At 42.9% G+C, this 16,844-nt stretch carries 16 protein-coding genes; 8 read left to right on the top strand and 8 right to left on the bottom strand.

All coding sequences use genetic code 11. The features are described from left to right. Positions 1-134: 134 nt before the first annotated feature. The gene (locus R7040_RS15030; protein ID WP_053350501.1) at positions 135-824 is read right to left on the bottom strand and encodes a hypothetical protein; all 690 of its coding nucleotides are present in this window, start codon (positions 822-824) and stop codon (positions 135-137) included. A 512-nt stretch (positions 825-1,336) separates the two neighbouring features. Further along, complete coding sequence (locus tag R7040_RS15025; protein ID WP_005385152.1) at positions 1,337-1,876, bottom strand: redoxin domain-containing protein; 540 nt, start codon at positions 1,874-1,876, stop codon at positions 1,337-1,339. A gap of 563 nt (positions 1,877-2,439) precedes the next feature. On the opposite strand from R7040_RS15025, the gene R7040_RS15020 reads away from it, so the two are divergent. Further along, positions 2,440-4,197, top strand: coding sequence for an SgrR family transcriptional regulator (locus tag R7040_RS15020; protein WP_053350500.1), 1,758 nt, complete (start codon positions 2,440-2,442; stop codon positions 4,195-4,197). 9 nt (positions 4,198-4,206) lie between these two features. Here R7040_RS15020 and R7040_RS15015 read toward each other — a convergent pair whose 3' ends face one another. Next, complete coding sequence (locus R7040_RS15015; RefSeq protein WP_318081383.1) at positions 4,207-5,082, bottom strand: LysR family transcriptional regulator; 876 nt, start codon at positions 5,080-5,082, stop codon at positions 4,207-4,209. A 129-nt stretch (positions 5,083-5,211) separates the two neighbouring features. Between R7040_RS15015 and R7040_RS15010 the strand changes: the two genes are divergently transcribed. The 3 genes from R7040_RS15010 (at position 5,212) to R7040_RS15000 (ending at position 7,112) form a co-directional block, all read left to right on the top strand. Beyond that, positions 5,212-6,180, top strand: coding sequence for an aldo/keto reductase (locus R7040_RS15010; protein ID WP_064354584.1), 969 nt, complete (start codon positions 5,212-5,214; stop codon positions 6,178-6,180). Positions 6,181-6,189: 9 nt separating this feature from the next. Next, entirely contained in the window at positions 6,190-6,576 is a 387-nt protein-coding gene (locus tag R7040_RS15005) for a GlcG/HbpS family heme-binding protein (protein WP_064354585.1), read from the top strand. Positions 6,577-6,731: 155 nt separating this feature from the next. Next, complete coding sequence (locus R7040_RS15000) at positions 6,732-7,112, top strand: hypothetical protein (protein ID WP_005375467.1); 381 nt, start codon at positions 6,732-6,734, stop codon at positions 7,110-7,112. A gap of 111 nt (positions 7,113-7,223) precedes the next feature. Here R7040_RS15000 and R7040_RS14995 read toward each other — a convergent pair whose 3' ends face one another. Next, on the bottom strand, positions 7,224-7,556 hold the full coding sequence (locus R7040_RS14995; protein WP_005375470.1) for a helix-turn-helix transcriptional regulator: 333 nt from the start codon (positions 7,554-7,556) through the stop codon (positions 7,224-7,226). 141 nt (positions 7,557-7,697) lie between these two features. Between R7040_RS14995 and R7040_RS14990 the strand changes: the two genes are divergently transcribed. The 3 genes from R7040_RS14990 to R7040_RS14980 all read left to right on the top strand — a co-directional run bounded on the left by R7040_RS14990 (position 7,698) and on the right by R7040_RS14980 (position 10,530). Beyond that, positions 7,698-8,009 carry a hypothetical protein gene (locus tag R7040_RS14990; protein WP_005375472.1) on the top strand — a complete coding sequence of 104 codons (312 nt, stop codon included), beginning with the start codon at positions 7,698-7,700 and terminating at the stop codon, positions 8,007-8,009. Between the two features lie 723 nt (positions 8,010-8,732). Next, complete coding sequence (locus R7040_RS14985; RefSeq protein WP_053303777.1) at positions 8,733-9,890, top strand: amino acid permease; 1,158 nt, start codon at positions 8,733-8,735, stop codon at positions 9,888-9,890. A 232-nt stretch (positions 9,891-10,122) separates the two neighbouring features. Beyond that, positions 10,123-10,530: a hypothetical protein gene (locus R7040_RS14980; RefSeq protein ID WP_318096897.1), complete on the top strand. Its 408-nt coding sequence runs from the start codon at positions 10,123-10,125 to the stop codon at positions 10,528-10,530. Between the two features lie 47 nt (positions 10,531-10,577). On the opposite strand, the gene R7040_RS14975 is transcribed toward R7040_RS14980, so the two are convergent. The 4 genes from R7040_RS14975 to R7040_RS14960 all read right to left on the bottom strand — a co-directional run bounded on the left by R7040_RS14975 (position 10,578) and on the right by R7040_RS14960 (position 15,932). Continuing rightward, positions 10,578-12,449 carry a methyl-accepting chemotaxis protein gene (locus R7040_RS14975; protein WP_064354586.1) on the bottom strand — a complete coding sequence of 624 codons (1,872 nt, stop codon included), beginning with the start codon at positions 12,447-12,449 and terminating at the stop codon, positions 10,578-10,580. Positions 12,450-12,885: 436 nt separating this feature from the next. Continuing rightward, positions 12,886-14,250 (bottom strand): YjiH family protein, encoded by a 1,365-nt coding sequence (locus R7040_RS14970; RefSeq protein ID WP_017635848.1) that lies wholly within the window; start codon positions 14,248-14,250, stop codon positions 12,886-12,888. Positions 14,251-14,705: 455 nt separating this feature from the next. Next, positions 14,706-15,377: a YoaK family protein gene (locus R7040_RS14965; protein WP_005375484.1), complete on the bottom strand. Its 672-nt coding sequence runs from the start codon at positions 15,375-15,377 to the stop codon at positions 14,706-14,708. A gap of 153 nt (positions 15,378-15,530) precedes the next feature. Continuing rightward, a complete protein-coding gene (locus R7040_RS14960; RefSeq protein ID WP_025768472.1) occupies positions 15,531-15,932 on the bottom strand; it encodes a GFA family protein in 402 nt (133 codons plus the stop codon). A 200-nt stretch (positions 15,933-16,132) separates the two neighbouring features. On the opposite strand from R7040_RS14960, the gene R7040_RS14955 reads away from it, so the two are divergent. Further along, positions 16,133-16,762: a hypothetical protein gene (locus R7040_RS14955; RefSeq protein ID WP_017635850.1), complete on the top strand. Its 630-nt coding sequence runs from the start codon at positions 16,133-16,135 to the stop codon at positions 16,760-16,762. The last annotated feature ends 82 nt before the right edge of the window (positions 16,763-16,844 follow it).

Raw genomic sequence — 16,844 nt, 5'->3', positions numbered from 1 at the left:
CATCGCCGTTTTTACCCAAGTAACTTAGATGTGCTTCATTCAAATCGTAATTTGTTTCGTAAAACAACGTACTCTTTCGAGTCAGGCATATCGAGGCTACTTGAGCATAATCGTACTTTTTAAGTTTTTGATTTTTAGTTATTATTTATCATACTTAGTAAGTTGTAGAATAAATCACTCACTTCAGTTGAATTTAAAAAAGCACTATTTAATTCCAGCTTCTTTTCAAAATCGGAATATTTATCGAATTCCTCTTTCTCAACTAAACCTATTGGTGAGTTGTCGTTAACGTGGTTTTCATATTTTTTGATGGTATATAATTTAGACTTTTCGTCAAAATATTGAATTATCTTAATGTTAACGTCAGGTCTCTCCGTATTATACGTGATCGTAATTTTTTCATAATCTTTATTAATCGGAGTCGTAAGCCCTGTAGGGTAGATGATTTTAAACCCATTAATGTCATCCTTCTTCGTGCTTTTATAATGTTTTGAGTATGAAAAGTTTTCAATTGTACTTTTAGTGACGATAATTGATTCACCTTTCTTTAAACCGTATTCGGTACATTCATAATCGTCAACAACCGTAGAATTTCTTTTCTTTTCAATCAGGTAGGACATGCTTGCAGATGTCCCTCCGTGTTCCAGTTTTTGTTGGTTTACAGAACAATAGAAATGACCTTTGTCCACCGTCATTGCGTTGATTTGTTCCGGATTTGAAATGGTGGGATGTATATCTTTTGCTGGATCGTTGTCGCTTCCTCCTGAACCGCATCCAACTAATCCGATACAAACGGCCATATAAAGCAAAGAGATTTTATTCATACTGTATTTCTCAATTAAGATGTGTGATTGCAAATAACGATTAATTACATTTTTATAAAGTGAAATGTTTTTTATTTTAATTGAACGGTGTTTTATTGGTAATTTAATCGTTTGCTTTTATTTTGTCTCTTACGGTATCTATGTTTTCATTTATGGTATGAATTATTAGATTTGCACAATTGTGAGTTGCAATAGGATAATAATCGCTAGCCAACTACTTGTGTAGGTACCGTTATGATTTATATATCCGTTAAGTCTAAGTTTTTAGTCTTAATTTCATGTATTTATCGTGAAAGTGACTTAGAAGTAAATAACTAACGTTGTTTGAGGGGAGCCTGGGCTTCACTGATCTTGTTTTTCATCAAGGCGTTGTATAATGAACAAGGACTCTATTTCCAACTTGTTGATACATATCAGATCTCACGGATCTGATATGCATTCCAAGTTATTCTCACTAAGGCAAGAATCCTAGCTTATTTAAGGATAGAAAGTTTACTTGGGTGTAGAAGATATTAGTAATCCAATGTGCCACGGATAGGGTAGTTATTGTTTGGATCGCGAATCCATGCCAATCCGCGTGATAGCGCGCCAAGCTCAGGGCGAACAAACGGGTTGTTTGAAATATCCACCACGTGTAAGTCGCCGTGTTCATTCACCACAAACAGACCTGGTTCTGCGAAATTATGATCGGTTTCCTGTTCAGATCGAGGAATAGATACATACAAGCCTAGCGTTTTCATTTGTTCTTCGGTCAGGCCGTAAGCGATAGGGAAGCTGATTTCGAGTTTCTCTAGATGCCCCTCTAGCTGTGCTTTTGAATCGCCAGAAACGGCAAGAATATCGACGCCAGCATCAGCGAAAGCCTGTTTGTAACTCTCAAGCTCATTGAGGTACTTAGTACAAAGAGGGCAGTGTTTACCACGATAAACGAATACTGCTTGCCAAGTCGCATCACCTTGCGGCTGACCCAACGTTACGCTTGAACCATCTAGCAAAGTGGCTTGAAGATGAGGGAAGCTGTCGCCCGCTTTAAGTTTCACTGAAGTTGCCATATTGACTCCCGAATTGGTGGTGTATATCCATGAATGCCCCTTTCTCAACAAAGCGATTGGGGGATGAGACTTCAATGTAGACTCTGTTTTGCGGTGTTTCAACTAGTTAACTTTTAGTAACCTGCAATAAGGTAGTAGAGTGCAAAAGATGAAAAAGCAGAACTTAAGATACAACGGAGTGGGGGTGTAGTATCAGGAGCTAAGTTCTGCTTGAGGTTAGGCTATGACCACTGGAACATATCGTTAAGATAAACCAGAGTCATCACTTCTATTTTATTACTCGATTGAGCTAGGCGTTGCTGAAAAAAGTACGCCATCATTGGCTTCTTCATTTTTTCCTCCTTTAGCGACGAGTAAATTATGTGTATAAAAGGGGATATAAAAAAGAGAGTGCTTTTGTTGGCTTTTTTCCTAATAACGTAAATATATGGGGCTTTAAAGCCGAATTTGGAGGTTAATTGTGGAAAAGGGGAACAGATAATTAGGAAGTTTTCTTATTTTATTACCGCCAACTTAAGTAAACTATTCCTATCCTCAAACTTCACAGATCTAAGGTTGATTCAGTGTCTGATCTCAATTTGTTTCGCTATTACCAACGATTACTCTCGTTTAGTGTTGGTAATGAAACAAAAACCACGTTACAGGACATTGCCGACATCATGTTCACTTCTTCTCGGCATGCTCGTAGCCTGCTAACGCAAATGCAGGAGAAGGCGTGGTTGAGCTGGTACCCGAAACCTGGGCGGAACCAACGATCGACTCTTATTCTGAATATGGAGTTAGACGTTTTAAAAGAGAGCTTGGCTCTTGAACGTATCAAGTTAGGCAAGTATGAAAAAGCACTGGCGATATTAGATGAAGACGAAATGGCATTTGGCCGTTTGTTAAAAACAACGTCTGGTGCTTCTGTTCAAGAAGGACAGCTCAATATTCAATTAACCTATAAGCGAATGTTTGAGCGCGTCGTTCCACATCAACTTCAGCGTAGCAGCGAACGTTTCTTATTAAGGCAAATCTATTGTTGCTTAGTTTCGAGTGATCACAATGGGAAAGTGCAACCAGAACTAGCACATCACTGGCGTTATGACGAAGACACCTACGAATGGACTTTCTACCTTCGTCCAGGTCTGACTTTTCATAATGGTAATTCCATTGATGCAGAAACAGTGGTTAGCTTGTTTGCAAAGTTGAGTTCACTACAGTATTACGAAAAAGAGTTGGCACATGTTGCTAACATTACTGCGCCAACGCCATTGAAAGTTGTTTTTAAGCTTAATCGAGCTGACTTGGGCTTTGCTGGACTTATTTCTGGAGTGAAATACGGCATTCAACCAGTAAGCCAAGTTAACGTAGCGAATAACAAGCTGGTGGTCGGAAGTGGCCCATTCTCTGTTGTCGAGCACAATGAAAGTCGTTTAAAACTGCAAGCATTTAATGGTTACTATGCATGTAGAGTTCTAACGGATTTGGTGACTATCTGGATTGTTAATGACGAGCAAATGGAGAACCCGTCATTGGCAGCAAATACGTTGCAAAGGGATGCTTCGCCCGAGGAGGATTTGTGTGGACACTATATGTCGACGCAAAACCGAGAAAACTCATCGGCGAGCAAGCGTAGTCGAATAGAAGATGGTTGCTTATTCGCCTTATTTAATCAGCACGCTAAGCACAAACTCTCTTTAGCGCAGCGCCGTTATATTAGTGAGCTAATTCAACCTGAGCACTTGGCCGAAGTGATGCGCCGCGAGAATATTGTATTTGGGAGTATACCCGCTTATAACCTGCTACCAGGTTGGAAGCCAGTGCTCCGTCCGTTCAGTGAGCCGCTTAAGTTACCTAAACACATTACGATAGCCGGATATAACTATACCGCGTTGCGTCGCTGTGCGCGGGCTATTTCTAATCGTTTGGTGAGTGTTGGCAGTAAAGTAGAAATTGTTATGTATTCCTATCGTGAGCTGAACGAGAAAGCTAAGAATGGTGAGCTAAATGAGACGATGGTCGTGACGAACATAAACCTAGATGATAATCGTCATGCCTCAGCGTTCACGAACTTCTTCAGCAACGCTGTGCTATTCCACACTTTGGGAGAGAAGAACGCACAATGGTTAGATGAACAACTACAGAGAGTCAGATCTTTCGTTCCACTTGAGGACTACCTTAATGCATTGGAGCCAATTGCATCGACGTTGATCAGCGAATACTGGATTGCACCCATGTTCCACCATACACAAACTTTGCGTTTCCAAGGTGTTTTAGAAGACGTCGCTCTTACTAACTGGGGTTGGCCAGATATTCGCTCGGTGTGGTCTGCGGATTAACTGCCTTAGTTATATAGCAAAGTGCTGCTTCACGAATTCAATGAAGGCTCTGGTTTTCGCCGATTGATAAATGAGCTGCGGATACACCAAGTACACCGCGTTGTGCTGGTGGTCGGTTTCTTCCGATAAAACCTGCACTAGACGGCCGTGCTCAACGTCTTGTTCGACAAAGTAACTTGCTAACCGAGCAATGCCATTGCCAGACAGGGCTGATTCTTTGAGTAAGCGGTTTTCATTGCTTGAAAGCCAACCTTGGGTTTGAACTGTTCCCGTTTTTAACGGCCACTCTTTTTGATGCAATGTGGTTAAGCATTGATGCTGTTTTAAATCCGCTAACGTCTCTGGCGTACCTTCTTCTTGCAGATACAGAGGTGAGGCAACCAGCCAGTGGTGGTAGTCCAAAAGGTGATGCGCAATCATATTCTCGGGCGGCGTTCTTGTTGCTCGAAACGCAAAGTCGACGCTGGTTTCCGTCAGATTAAACGCTTGATAGCTAGAAAGAATCTCGAACTCTACGTTTGGATGTAAAGCGCGAAACGCCACACACAAATCATGCAGCACCGCTTCGGCAAACATCTTGGGAGCAGTAAGACGAATCAGACCGTCTATTTGCTCAGATTGTTGATTTAAACTCTTTTCCATTTCCATTACGCGGCGTTTGAGATCTTCCGCTTGTGCAAAGATCGACTCACCCTCTGCCGTCAATCTCACGCTGCGTGTGGTTCGAACAATCAAAGGCGTGGCGAGTTCCGATTCCAATCGCTTGATTTGTTCCGACAGGTAACTTTTAGAAATGCCAAGTTGCTCCGCTGCCCTAGAAAAGTTGAGTGTTTGAGCCACTTCGGCAAACAGCATCAGTTTTTCGATTCTTTTGTAATCTGCCATCTTGATTGTTCGTTAACAAGGATAATGAATTCGATTTTACGGTATTAAACTAATTATTACGAACGGTAAGATGGTTAGAGTTAACTTAAGAAATTGAAAACGCAGAAATCGGGAAAAGTGAGAATAACGATGAACAATCCAACATTACCGCTCGCCAAAACCTTACCTAACGTTAGCCGCTTGGTCTTCGGCTGCATGGGACTTGGAGGGGAGTGGAATCGCAACCCATTAACCGCCCAAGATGAAAACCAAGCTTATGCCGCTGTAGAGGCAGCATTAGAGGTTGGCATCAATCTCTTTGATCATGCGGATATCTACAAATTCGGTAAGGCAGAAGAAGTGTTTGGGTGCATCTTAGCCAATGACTCAACCTTACGAGAGCGAATTTATCTGCAATCCAAGTGCGGCATCCGTCTAGGAGATGAGCAAGGTGTTAAGCAGTATGACTTCTCTGCCAAATGGGTGACGGCTTCTGTTGAGGGCATTCTTGAGCGCCTTGGCGTGGAAAACCTTGATGTTTTGATGCTGCATCGTCCTGATCCTCTGGTTGAATTTGAAGAACTGGGCACAGCGCTCCAAGCACTGAAACAAGCTGGCAAAGTTAACCACTTCGGTGTTTCTAACATGAACAGTGCTCAAATTGATCTTCTTCAACAAGCAACGGGCGAAATTGTTGTGGCGAACCAGTTGGAAATGAGTCTGGCTAAGTCTGACTTTATCAAGCAAGGCATGGGGCTTCCTTCGTCGGCATCTGACTACGTTGCGGGAACATTGGAACATGCCCGTAAGCATAATATCCAACTGCAAGCGTGGGGCAGTATGGCGCAAGGAAGATTCTCAGAGCGAGGCTTACATTCTGATGATCACAACACCAGGCAGACGGCGGAGATGGTGATGGCGCTAGCAGCTGAATATGGCGTGTCGTCTGAGGCGATTGTTTTAGCCTTCTTGACGCGTCATCCAAACCAAATTCAGCCTGTTATTGGTACTGCAAACCCACAGCGTATTCGCGCTTGTGCTCAAGTAGAGAACGTCACGTTATCACGTAGCCATTGGTATGGCTTGTTCGAGAAAACCCTTGGTCATGAGATCCCGTAGGAGAGAAAAATGAAATACGTACAAGTTCAAACTCTAATTCAAACGGCATTGGAAATTGCGACTGCTCGCAAGCAAAACATTGCGGTTGCCGTGGTTGATACACATGGAGAATTGCTCGGTTTTACCCGAATGGATGATGTGAGTGTGCAAGCAGGTTTATTGGCACAGAACAAAGCTTACACCTCGGCTAGAGACCGTCAGCCTAGCGGCAATCTGGGTGCTTGGGCTCGTGAGACGGGTAAGCAGTTGAGTTATTGGACTGACCCGAAGATCACAGGCTTTATGGGTGGTGTGCCTATAGAACAAGAGGGGAAAATCGTCGGTGCAATTGGCATTAGCGGTTTGGCTGAGCAAGATGATGAAGCACTTGCGATGGAAGTATTAAACGCGCGTTGAGTATAATGTTTATCAGTAGGTGTGATGCTTTGTCCAGCTTTGTACTCCAAGTTCACAGGCTTCGTCGAGTCACAAAGCTATCTAATAGCCTGAAGTAAGCAGAAGTTGAAATCGCGAACTATGATTAATTTATTTGAAAGCTTTGAGGCCTAAATATGTTTCATAAGGTATTCGTTTCGCTATTTTTTGTTCTCCTCTCAGGCTGTGGTACGAGTGACAGCGCGTTAAAAGAGAGCGGTTATGATGAAGCTTATATCCAAGGCTTTCATGACGGTCGGCATAGTGGTATGCAAGAGGCAGGGAATGATTTTGAACACTATATTAAGGACGAAACAAGGTATCAAACCGACTCAGATTATCGACAAGGCTGGGATGCTGGTGAGGTAGAGGGTAACAAGTTACAAAAGCAGGCGACCGCGATAGGACAAGGCATGATTGATAATTCATATGAAGAACGTGATGTCTTTGATCCTGATAAAGTGGCGAAAGATGCAATAAAAGGCGTTGATACATCGGAATTGAAAAGCCTAGAGTAACGGACTGATATAAAGAATAAAGCTCGTCATTTGACGAGTTTTATTCTTGTCTAAACGATTCATGTTTCAACGCTCAACAGGGCATTCATCGTTTGGGTATGAGTAATGTCGTTAATCACCTTTCTTGTTCTTTTGTTCAAGGATTAACGATAACAGGCGAACGAGCAGGGACTGAGCTTCCGGTGAGAGCAATCGCGCCACGGCCGTTAAGTCATTTGCTGTGACATGCTGAACATCACGTACATCTAAAGCAATATCTAGGTCAGTCAAATGAAGCGAACGCAATATGGCACGATATTGTGAGAGTTTAAGATCGGACTCTCCGCGCTCGATCCTTTGATATGTTTTTACGCTCATTCCAGCGATGTTTGCCATTTGCTCACGGGAGAGGCCATTCGATTTTCGTCTTGCGATCAGTGCTTGAATTATAGGGTCTACCTGCATGTGCTCTCCTGAAAGGACAGTTTTGACCTAAACGGAGCAAGAAGTGGACCAGTTTAACCACTACATATTTACCTGCTTTGCAATCAGTATAAAAATAACTGTCTTATAAAAACGTAAATATTTTAGTCAGTTATTAACTCAATGGAAAAGTATCAATCATACAAATCAATAGAAACGAAAGCTTCTATTCGCAAAATGCAACGCATTTTAGATCATTTATTTAGTGAAATTGATCAGCAACATCGTGAGACTAAAGAGAATGTTGTGACACTGATTCAACAGTCACAACAGCGATTGATGAACTACAAAGAGCTTTACCTTCACAAAGAATCGATAAGTGAAGTAGAGCTGCGGATGGCGCATGAAAACATGAGTGAGACTGAGAAGCAGGTCGCCGATATGGGTATTCCAGTGTTAACTTATATCATTGGCGCGCTAGATAAAGCGTATTAACACAATCGTAAAGTCGGGCGATACAAGATTTATGCAATTTCGATCAATTGATGACATCTAAAAGAAAGGATGCAAATGCTGGGGAACCACACCCAGCATTCGGACACTCATTTACCTATATTTTCGAACCGTAAATCAGTGTTTAGAGGTATGTGAACCGAACAGTGTCGGTACGCAGCGAATAATAGCGATATTGTCCGATCTAGGCTACGTCCTTGGAATCTAACACCTTCACTTAAACTGTAAATTAATCTGTACACCCAGCCAAATTGAGCCATTGAGCACGTTCTTCCTTCTCTTTTAGCGATAAAAGACTAATTAGTGCCGAAAAAAACAACACATCTTAGGTAAAAGATAAGAGTTGTTAAAATATATCGCTATAAGATTGACCTTTTGCTTTTCAATCGTCCTGCTTATGCCTTACAATCTTTTCGAACCAAATCCATTCATAACGAATGGGGTTGATGAATTAAGATGAACAATTTTGCTTCGAACCCAAAGTTGCGCACATTTCATCAGCGATGACATCGCCAAAAATGACTCTCAAGTGTTCATGTGCAAATGATTAACCACCTTTTGTTGCATGTTTTCTTAGCCATACAGGGCTCTTGTAACATAGTGCTCTTGTAACCAAATTTTGACTAAGTCGGAGCGTTTTGTTGTGTGCTTTAGATAAAGCACAACTGGCGAGAAATTAACGGATTGAATTTAGAGGTATTAACCGTGAACCTAAAACTTGTCGGCAGCTCCCTGATCGTTGCAGGTACTGCTCTTGGCGCTGGTATGCTTGCTATACCAATGGTGCTTGCTCAATTTGGCCTCCTTTGGGGCACTCTTCTTATGTTGTTCATCTGGGCTGGAACGACTTATGCTGCGCTGCTCCTTCTTGAAGCCAGTTGTAAAGTAGGTGGTGGTGTGAGCATGAATGCAATTGCTCGCGAAACGCTTGGTAAAGGAGGCCAGTTGGTAACCAACAGCTTGCTTTACGCCCTGTTAGTTTGTCTATTAATGGCTTACATCATTGGTGCGGGTGATCTCGTACAAAAAGTAACAGCCTCATTTGGGCTTCCAACATCTACGATCTCAAGCCAAGTCGGTTTTACTCTTTTAGTTGGTATCATTGTTTCGGCAGGTACAGGGGTAGTAGATAAGCTGAATCGCGGTTTGTTCCTAGGCATGATCGTAGCGCTGATCCTGACACTTTTTGCGCTTGCACCAAGCGTCTCGTTTGAAGGACTTGATGAGGTTGTGAGCGACGATAAAATGGCACTTATCAAAACCAGTTCGGTGCTTTTCACCAGTTTCGGTTTTATGGTCGTGATCCCATCGCTTGTAACTTACAACAAAGAAGCGAGTAAAACACAGCTGCGTAATATGATTATCGTGGGCTCAACTATTCCGCTTGTTTGTTACCTATTATGGTTGTTAGCGGTTGTCGGCAATCTACCACCTCATGAGCTTGTTCAATACTCCAACGTAACAGAGTTGATCTCGGTACTAGGTCAGCAATACGAGGGCTTAGAGTTCATCCTATCCATGTTTACTGGTTTGGCACTACTAACGTCGTTCTTAGGTGTTGCAATGGCGCTATACGATCAAAATGCAGACCTACTGAAAGCAAGTAAGCCAGTGATTTTTGTTACTACTTTTGTGCTACCACTATTAGGTGCTGTATTTGCGCCAGAACACTTCCTAGCTATTCTCAGCTACGCGGGGATTATTCTTGTGTTTCTCGCGGTCTTTGTCCCATTATCAATGACCATGAAAGTGCGCCGAGTGCCGGTAGAAGATGACAATATTTATGAAGCTGGTGGCGGCGCAATGGGAATGAGCATGATCTTCCTATTCGGCTGTTTCTTGCTGTTTGCCCAAGCAGTATAAAACCACGCTAGCTTATTTAAAAACTGAGTCGCTCGTATTCAAACGGGCGGCTTTTTTGTATTCATAGCCGAACCCAGGCCACTCAAAGTCATCAGCATTTGTGATGTTTGACGTTTCTCTGATAATCACGGTTAGCGCTGACTTTTTAGTAAAACTCCTTAGCGAAAGGCTGACATGTACAGTGATTCACCCTCCTATTATATCAATGTTGATATGAATAAGAGGCTCTGTTGTGTCAAAGCAATTATCTTTTGCCATGGTTGGCGTTATGTTGTCTTTAGGTGTGTTGAGTACAGAAGCGGTGGCTGACCCGAAGCATAAGCATGGACATCGGTACGGGTACGATCACCATCATGCGCATCACCACCATCATAAACACAAGCGCAAACACAAGCGCAAGCACAAGCATAAACACAAACATCGTGACGTTATTTATGTGGAGACCAGACGACCAAGGCGCAGTTACTATTACCATGACCGAATTCCTCGGAATAGTACCTACATAAAGATTGGAGATTTCACTTATCTAAAAGTGGACGACCGCTATTATCGTCGTTCTAATGATCGCTATATCCATGTCGAGCTTAATAGCACCAACATGGCACATGTAACATCGACCAACACTAGGGTAGAGGGTTAAAAACAAAAACAGCGAGCCGGTGCTCGCTGTTTTTGCTTAAATGAGTGTTAGACAGTAAATCTATTTAAGATTTGATCTTGTTTATGTACATCTTCTTGTTGCGCCTGCATCGCGTCGTTGGTTCGATTTGCCGATTCGGCGACTTGAGTCGATAGGTCTTTAATATTCACCGTATTGTTGTTGATCTCTTCAGCGACGAGGCTTTGCTCTTCCGCTGCTGAGGCAATTTGCAAGTTCATATCGGAAATACGCTGAATCGCATCACGAATGCGTTGTAACGCACTATTTGCTAAACCCGCTTTTTCAACGGCCTCTATAGCACTACCTTTGCTTTGATGCATGGCATTTGCCACAGATGAAGCGCCAGATTGTAGTTGCTCAATCATAGTACGAATCTCTGTTGTCGACTCTTGAGTACGTTGTGCCAGTGTACGTACTTCATCTGCAACAACGGCGAAGCCTCGGCCAGATTCTCCCGCACGTGCAGCCTCGATTGCGGCATTCAACGCGAGTAAGTTTGTTTGGTCCGCAATATCGTTGATGACTTTTAGAATCGTTTCGATATTGGCGGTAGCAGATTCCAACACTTGTACTTCTTCGACTGCAAGGTCAATGCTATCGGAAAGCATGTTTATCGTTTGTGTCGATTCACCAACGATAGAAGACCCCTCAACCGTTGCTTGGTCGGCTTCTTTAGCTGCACTTGCCGCACCTTGCGCATTATTAGCAACCTCTGTCGCGGTGACAGACATCTCATGCATCGCGGTAGCAAGTTGTTCTAGCTCTTGCAGCTGAGTGTGAATTGCGCCTGCCGAGTCTTTTGCGCCCTCAGCGGTGATTTGAGTTCCGTTTAAAATTTGATCAGAAATACGTTTCGACTCAATGATTTGCTGTTGTAAGTTCTCCATGAACGTATTGAAGTTTGTGGCAAGCTCAGAAAACTCTTGGTCAGTATCTGTTTCGAGGCGTTGTGTAAGGTCGCCTTTCCCTGATGCTACATCTTTAATCGCATTGTTTAGCGTGTCCAAAGGACGCATGAGAGTGCGAATCAACAGAGTTAGGGCGATAATAGATGCAATCACGGCAATGATTGAATAAATAATAGCGTTGTTACGAAGCTCTCCTACGGCAGAATAGGCAACAGCTTCATCGATCACCGAACCTACGTACCAGTTCTCGCCAGGAATGTGAGTCAGGTTAACCATGTAGCGGTTGCCATCAATCTCAACATGTTGTGCTGATTGCGTAAGTTCGATTTGCGGGAGGTAGCTACCGACCTTCTCGCCGTTATACTTACTTTGAGGGTGAGCAATAGTTGTGCCATCAGCGGTGATCAGAAATAAGTAACCAGCATCAAACAGATTCACTTGGTTGACCAGATCAGAAAGGGTAGTTAATTCGAGGTCATAAAACATACCGGCTAAAAACTGGCCATTTTCTTTTACTGGCGTACCAACAGAGATGATAACGTTTTTCGAAGACGCATCGACGTACGGATCGGTTACGACCAAATCGCCTTTGCTCTTAGCTGCAATAAACCAAGGACGCCGACGTGGGTCGTAGTCTGGACCCGCATCCCAGCCGTCGTCATTTTCAATCACAAAGCCATTACTTTCATAACCAAAACCGATGGCAAGGAAGCTGCTTTTTGGCGTCGGTCTTTCAAGTATGTTTTGAACATAGCTATGTGAACTGGGATCAAGCTCAATCACTTCAGTAATGGAGCGAGCGAGATCCTTCTTTGCATTCATTTCTGATTGCACAGTGTTACCAACACTGGTCAATATCTCGTTTACACTTGAGTCGATTTGCTCCTGAGTTTGGGAGCGGATGGTCATAACTTGTTGTGTCGACAATAACGACACGGTAATTAGCAGCAAAAATGAAGAGGCTGTGACAACCTTATGTCTGAATTTCATGAGCTTTCCTCTGATTCTCCCGGTTGGTTCCACTTTGCTTTCGCCTCTTTTAAACCGAGCGAATTGGGCATAAAGAGAAACCTATTGTGTTTGGTTATATTTTTATCGACATCTTTGTCAAAAACATGAACTCATTTGTCGTCTTTTTTAACTAAATTTAAACAAACCGACAATTTACGTTAAAACTTGTGAGTGTGATCATGTTTGCGAGCTCGATTAGTGAAATTGTCATAATGAAAAGAATTGCTTAACAAACAGTGGCATTAACTGGCTTTACAGGTGAGGTGATGAAAATTTTGTTGGTGCTGAAAGGTGTTTTGTTGAAGTTTTGTCTTTGTAAATTATGAGCTTTTTACTAAAAGCCTAATGTGGACGGAGTTTTAGGTATAAAAAAGGCCCCGACGATGCGGAGCCTTTGTTAATTGACGTCTCGATTTTAGAAAATAAGATGAGCAACGCCAGCAATCACAGGTAACGTGATTAACGTACGTAAAATGAAAATTACGAAGAGCTCTACAATGTTTACTGGAATTTTGCTGCCTAACAGTAGGGCACCTACTTCCGACATGTAGATAAGCTGAGTTACTGACATTGCTGCAATAACAAAACGTGTCATTTCGTTATCGATTGAGGCCGCTAAAATTGCTGGAATAAACATATCTGCAAAGCCAACAACTATTGTCTGTGATGCTGCAACAGCTTCAGGGACTTGCAGTAGCTCTAGGTATGGGATAAACGGTTGACCCAGAATTGCAAATACAGGCGTGTATTCTGCAATCACCAATGCGACGGTACCAAGACCCATAACTACAGGTAGTACGCCAAATACCATGTCGACTGCGTTGTGTACGCCTTCTTTAAATACAGACTGAACCGATGTGACTTGACCAGCACGCTTAAGAGCTAGATCCATACCCCAAGAGAATGTGGTGTGGCCTTCTGGCACTGCATCTGCGTCTTTATCTGGGTTGCTGCCGTCAATGTAGCGATCTTTCTTCAGACTAAGCGGAGGCAGGCGAGGAATGATAATCGCAGCTACGATACCAGCTAGACAGATAGCGCCGTAGAAAGGCAAAAATAAGTGCTCTAGTTTTACCTGAGCGATAACAACTAAGCTAAACGTGATCGATACTGCTGAGAAAGTGGTCCCGACAACAGCCGCTTCACGCTGAGTATAGAACTTATTTTCGTATTGCTTGCTGGTTAGCAAGATACCAACACTTCCGTCGCCTAACCAAGATGCCATACAGTCAATTGCACTGCGGCCAGGTAGGTTGAATACCGGACGCATTATTTTACTGAGTAACGCACCAAATAGCTCCAGAAGACCGAAGTTCAAAAGAAGCGGAAGCAGTAAACCCGCGAAAATGAAAACGGCAAACAGAGTAGGTAGGAGACCAGTAAGAACAAGCCCGCCAGTGTTTTCTTCCCAAATTGCTTTTGGACCCACTTGGAAAAACGTCATTAACACGGCAGCGCCGCCGATTAAACGAACAACGAGCCAAAGTGGAGATGGGTTGAAGAGACCGTTTAAAAAACCATTACGTAAAATTGCAGCTGGCTTAAAAATTTTGCAAAGAACAGAAGCAACGGCCATGAAAGCGATGATACTGGTGACGATAGCAATCAAGGTATCGCCTAACACCGCTGGGATGACTTTTGCCATCACGGCAACGGGAATGGTTAGGCCACCATCGTAAGAGATCGGAGCCATAAAGAGTAGAAGACCAATTAGGGAAGGGATGAAAAACATCCAAAAGTTGCCCTTAGGAGCTTCAGTAGCATTAGTGGTGTTATGCATAGTTGTCTCGTGTTACTACTAGTCAATACTTGCCATTTCCATGACATAAATATTCACTAAACATCCGTATTTAATCACAGTTTTGCGGAGGGTACCCGCAAACTGCATCCATTGCAATACTATTCATTAAATACATCTAGTTATTCAGCCGATTTGTCGGGTAATTGGTCAAATAACGTCTAAGTGTATGCGAATATGTTGCTTGTGTTAGAAAATTGTAGCACGAGGGGCGAATTGCGCAGTGAATTATGGGGCGCATTGTGACTGGAATAATAAAATGGTAAACAAATGTGATTTTGATCTAACTAACTTCTTTGCCAGAAATTCAGTTAGCCTTATCTATTCTAAGGTTTTTAGTGGTGTCAAAATACCGTTCAGCGTTTCTTGTACCGTTGCAGTGTGAACCTATTGAGCCAAATCCGATTGAAGTATGTCGCTTCAATCGGATCGAAATTTTATGCTTTTTGTTGACGGCTAAGTATGTATAGGTAACTCCAGTAAATCAGAGCTGTAGAAAAAGCCAATATTGCTGGGAAAACCAGCGTATATAAACCATATACCGTAAATAGAGCCGCTCCCGCGACGCCGCCAAACAAAAAGCCAAAGAAAATGAATAGGAATAATTTTGCTTTACGTCGGTCAAATTGACGACCTCTCAAGCTCTCTCCAATCATAATCCCTAGATCGGTGATGATTCCGGTCATATGTGTGGTTCTGACTACTGCGCCGCTAAACGTGGTGATCATTGCGTTTTGTAATCCACATGCTGCTGATGCTAGATATTGGCCGTACAAATCCCCTTGCACCAAAAAGCCCAAGCTGAGTAAGAGCAAGCTCCCTTCTATGCACAGTGCAACACCATATCTTCGCCCTAGTTTTAACGCACTGCTTTCAATAAAAAAGCCGCTAAAGGCAGCGCCAATCAAAAAGCTAAATACGATGAAGAGCAGGTGAATGGAGCTATCCACACCTGTTAGCAAGCTGTTCCCTAGCTGAGTTACGGTTCCCGAAAGATGAGTTATCGCTTGGTGTTGAAAGCCGAGAAGACCAACGGCGTTGACGCAGCCCGCGAGAAGAGCTAGTAGAAACGCGCCATATTCCACCCAACGAGGAAGTCTGGAAATCACAATAAACCCCCACCAAATATTAGGAGCCGATTATAACGCTCACACCGAGTTACGAAACCCTTTACAGTAAAACTCGATTGATCATTCTCAAAAAAATCTCACTTATAGGGTGTTTGTCCGAGCCAAAGTAAATATGTGAACGTGGATTGCCCGCTAGCAGATGTGTTCCGTTGTGCATTCGAAACTCACCCACCCGTGTTTCATTTGTTCATAGACTGAAACGGTAGGTTGGTGGAACTCTTTATCGGTAAATAGACCGACGGGAATGATCATGATTTCTGGGTATGCAGCAACGAACAACCTCATTGTCGTGCCGCAGGATGGACAAAAGTCATACTGAACCTCACTGCCATCATCGCCAATTCGGGTATAGCTAGTGACTTCACCGTTTAAAGTGACGTGCTCTTTTTCAAAGCGAGCTTGTACCCCAAAAACACTGCCAGTTCGTTTTTGGCATTCGAAGCAATGGCAGACAGACGTGTGGGTGGGCTCTCCCTTACAACGGATCTCAACTAAACCGCAGGCGCACTCGCATGTATGAATGGTTTTTGTCATCGTGATTACCTATTTGTCCCAATACACCAATAGACCTAGAGCACAGAGCTTGTGTCACTAGCTCGTTATGAGCTCTGGACTTGAAACTATTTGGATATAATCAGTTTAGTTTAATTTTGAAACACTTGAAGAGGTGAAATCATTTGGGTATACAATGGTATACTCGCTTTTCGTTTATACCTTGAAACAAGGAAGCTTTCATGACTCACAAAAAAATCCTGCCGATACCACTTATTCTACTTATTCCAATCGTTTTATTAGTTGTGGTTGTGATCGCAGGTGTTTATCGTTTTAGTTTGTCTGATGACGAGATCATGGCTAAGTTTCCTCAAACAGAAGTAGAAACTAACGTTATTGTGCAAGAGACGCTTGGTATCACTGCACGTAATCCTTGGACGATACAAGTCCCCGAGCAGGGTGCGGTCACTTTTCTTGATGAGTGGGATAAAGAAAACGGCTATTTGATCGGTGACTATGATGCAGGTGCGACAAAAGGTCAGGTACTTGTCCCAACTGCGTCGATTAGTCAGCGTGAGATTGAAGGTGTTTCATGGGTTGTTGCACCGATGATTGTAACGACACAAGGTAGCGGTTCGTTTAACTATGTTGGCTTGTTCAAGTTTGACCCCGTGCCGAGCCGAGTTGTACTTTTAGACAGTATTTTTGTTGGTGACCGCGTGAAATTTACTCAGCTCGAATGGAAAAGTGATACAACTATCACGCTTTCATATTTAGCGCACGGTGACGATCAAGCAATGGCAGACACGCCAAATCAATTCAATTCATCCACATTACAGCGTGTAGGGAATAACTTACATATGCAACAGTGATGAATTTTTTTTGAGTTCTGTAAAAATTCAGTATTTTCTGCGCTAGATCTCGAAATTTCCTAGTGATTTCTTATTCGGGAAT

The sequence above is a fragment of the Vibrio sp. 1069 genome, assembly GCF_033340555.1.
Note: the sequence above shows the minus strand (reverse complement) of the source record. Positions and strands in the feature narration are given on the sequence as shown.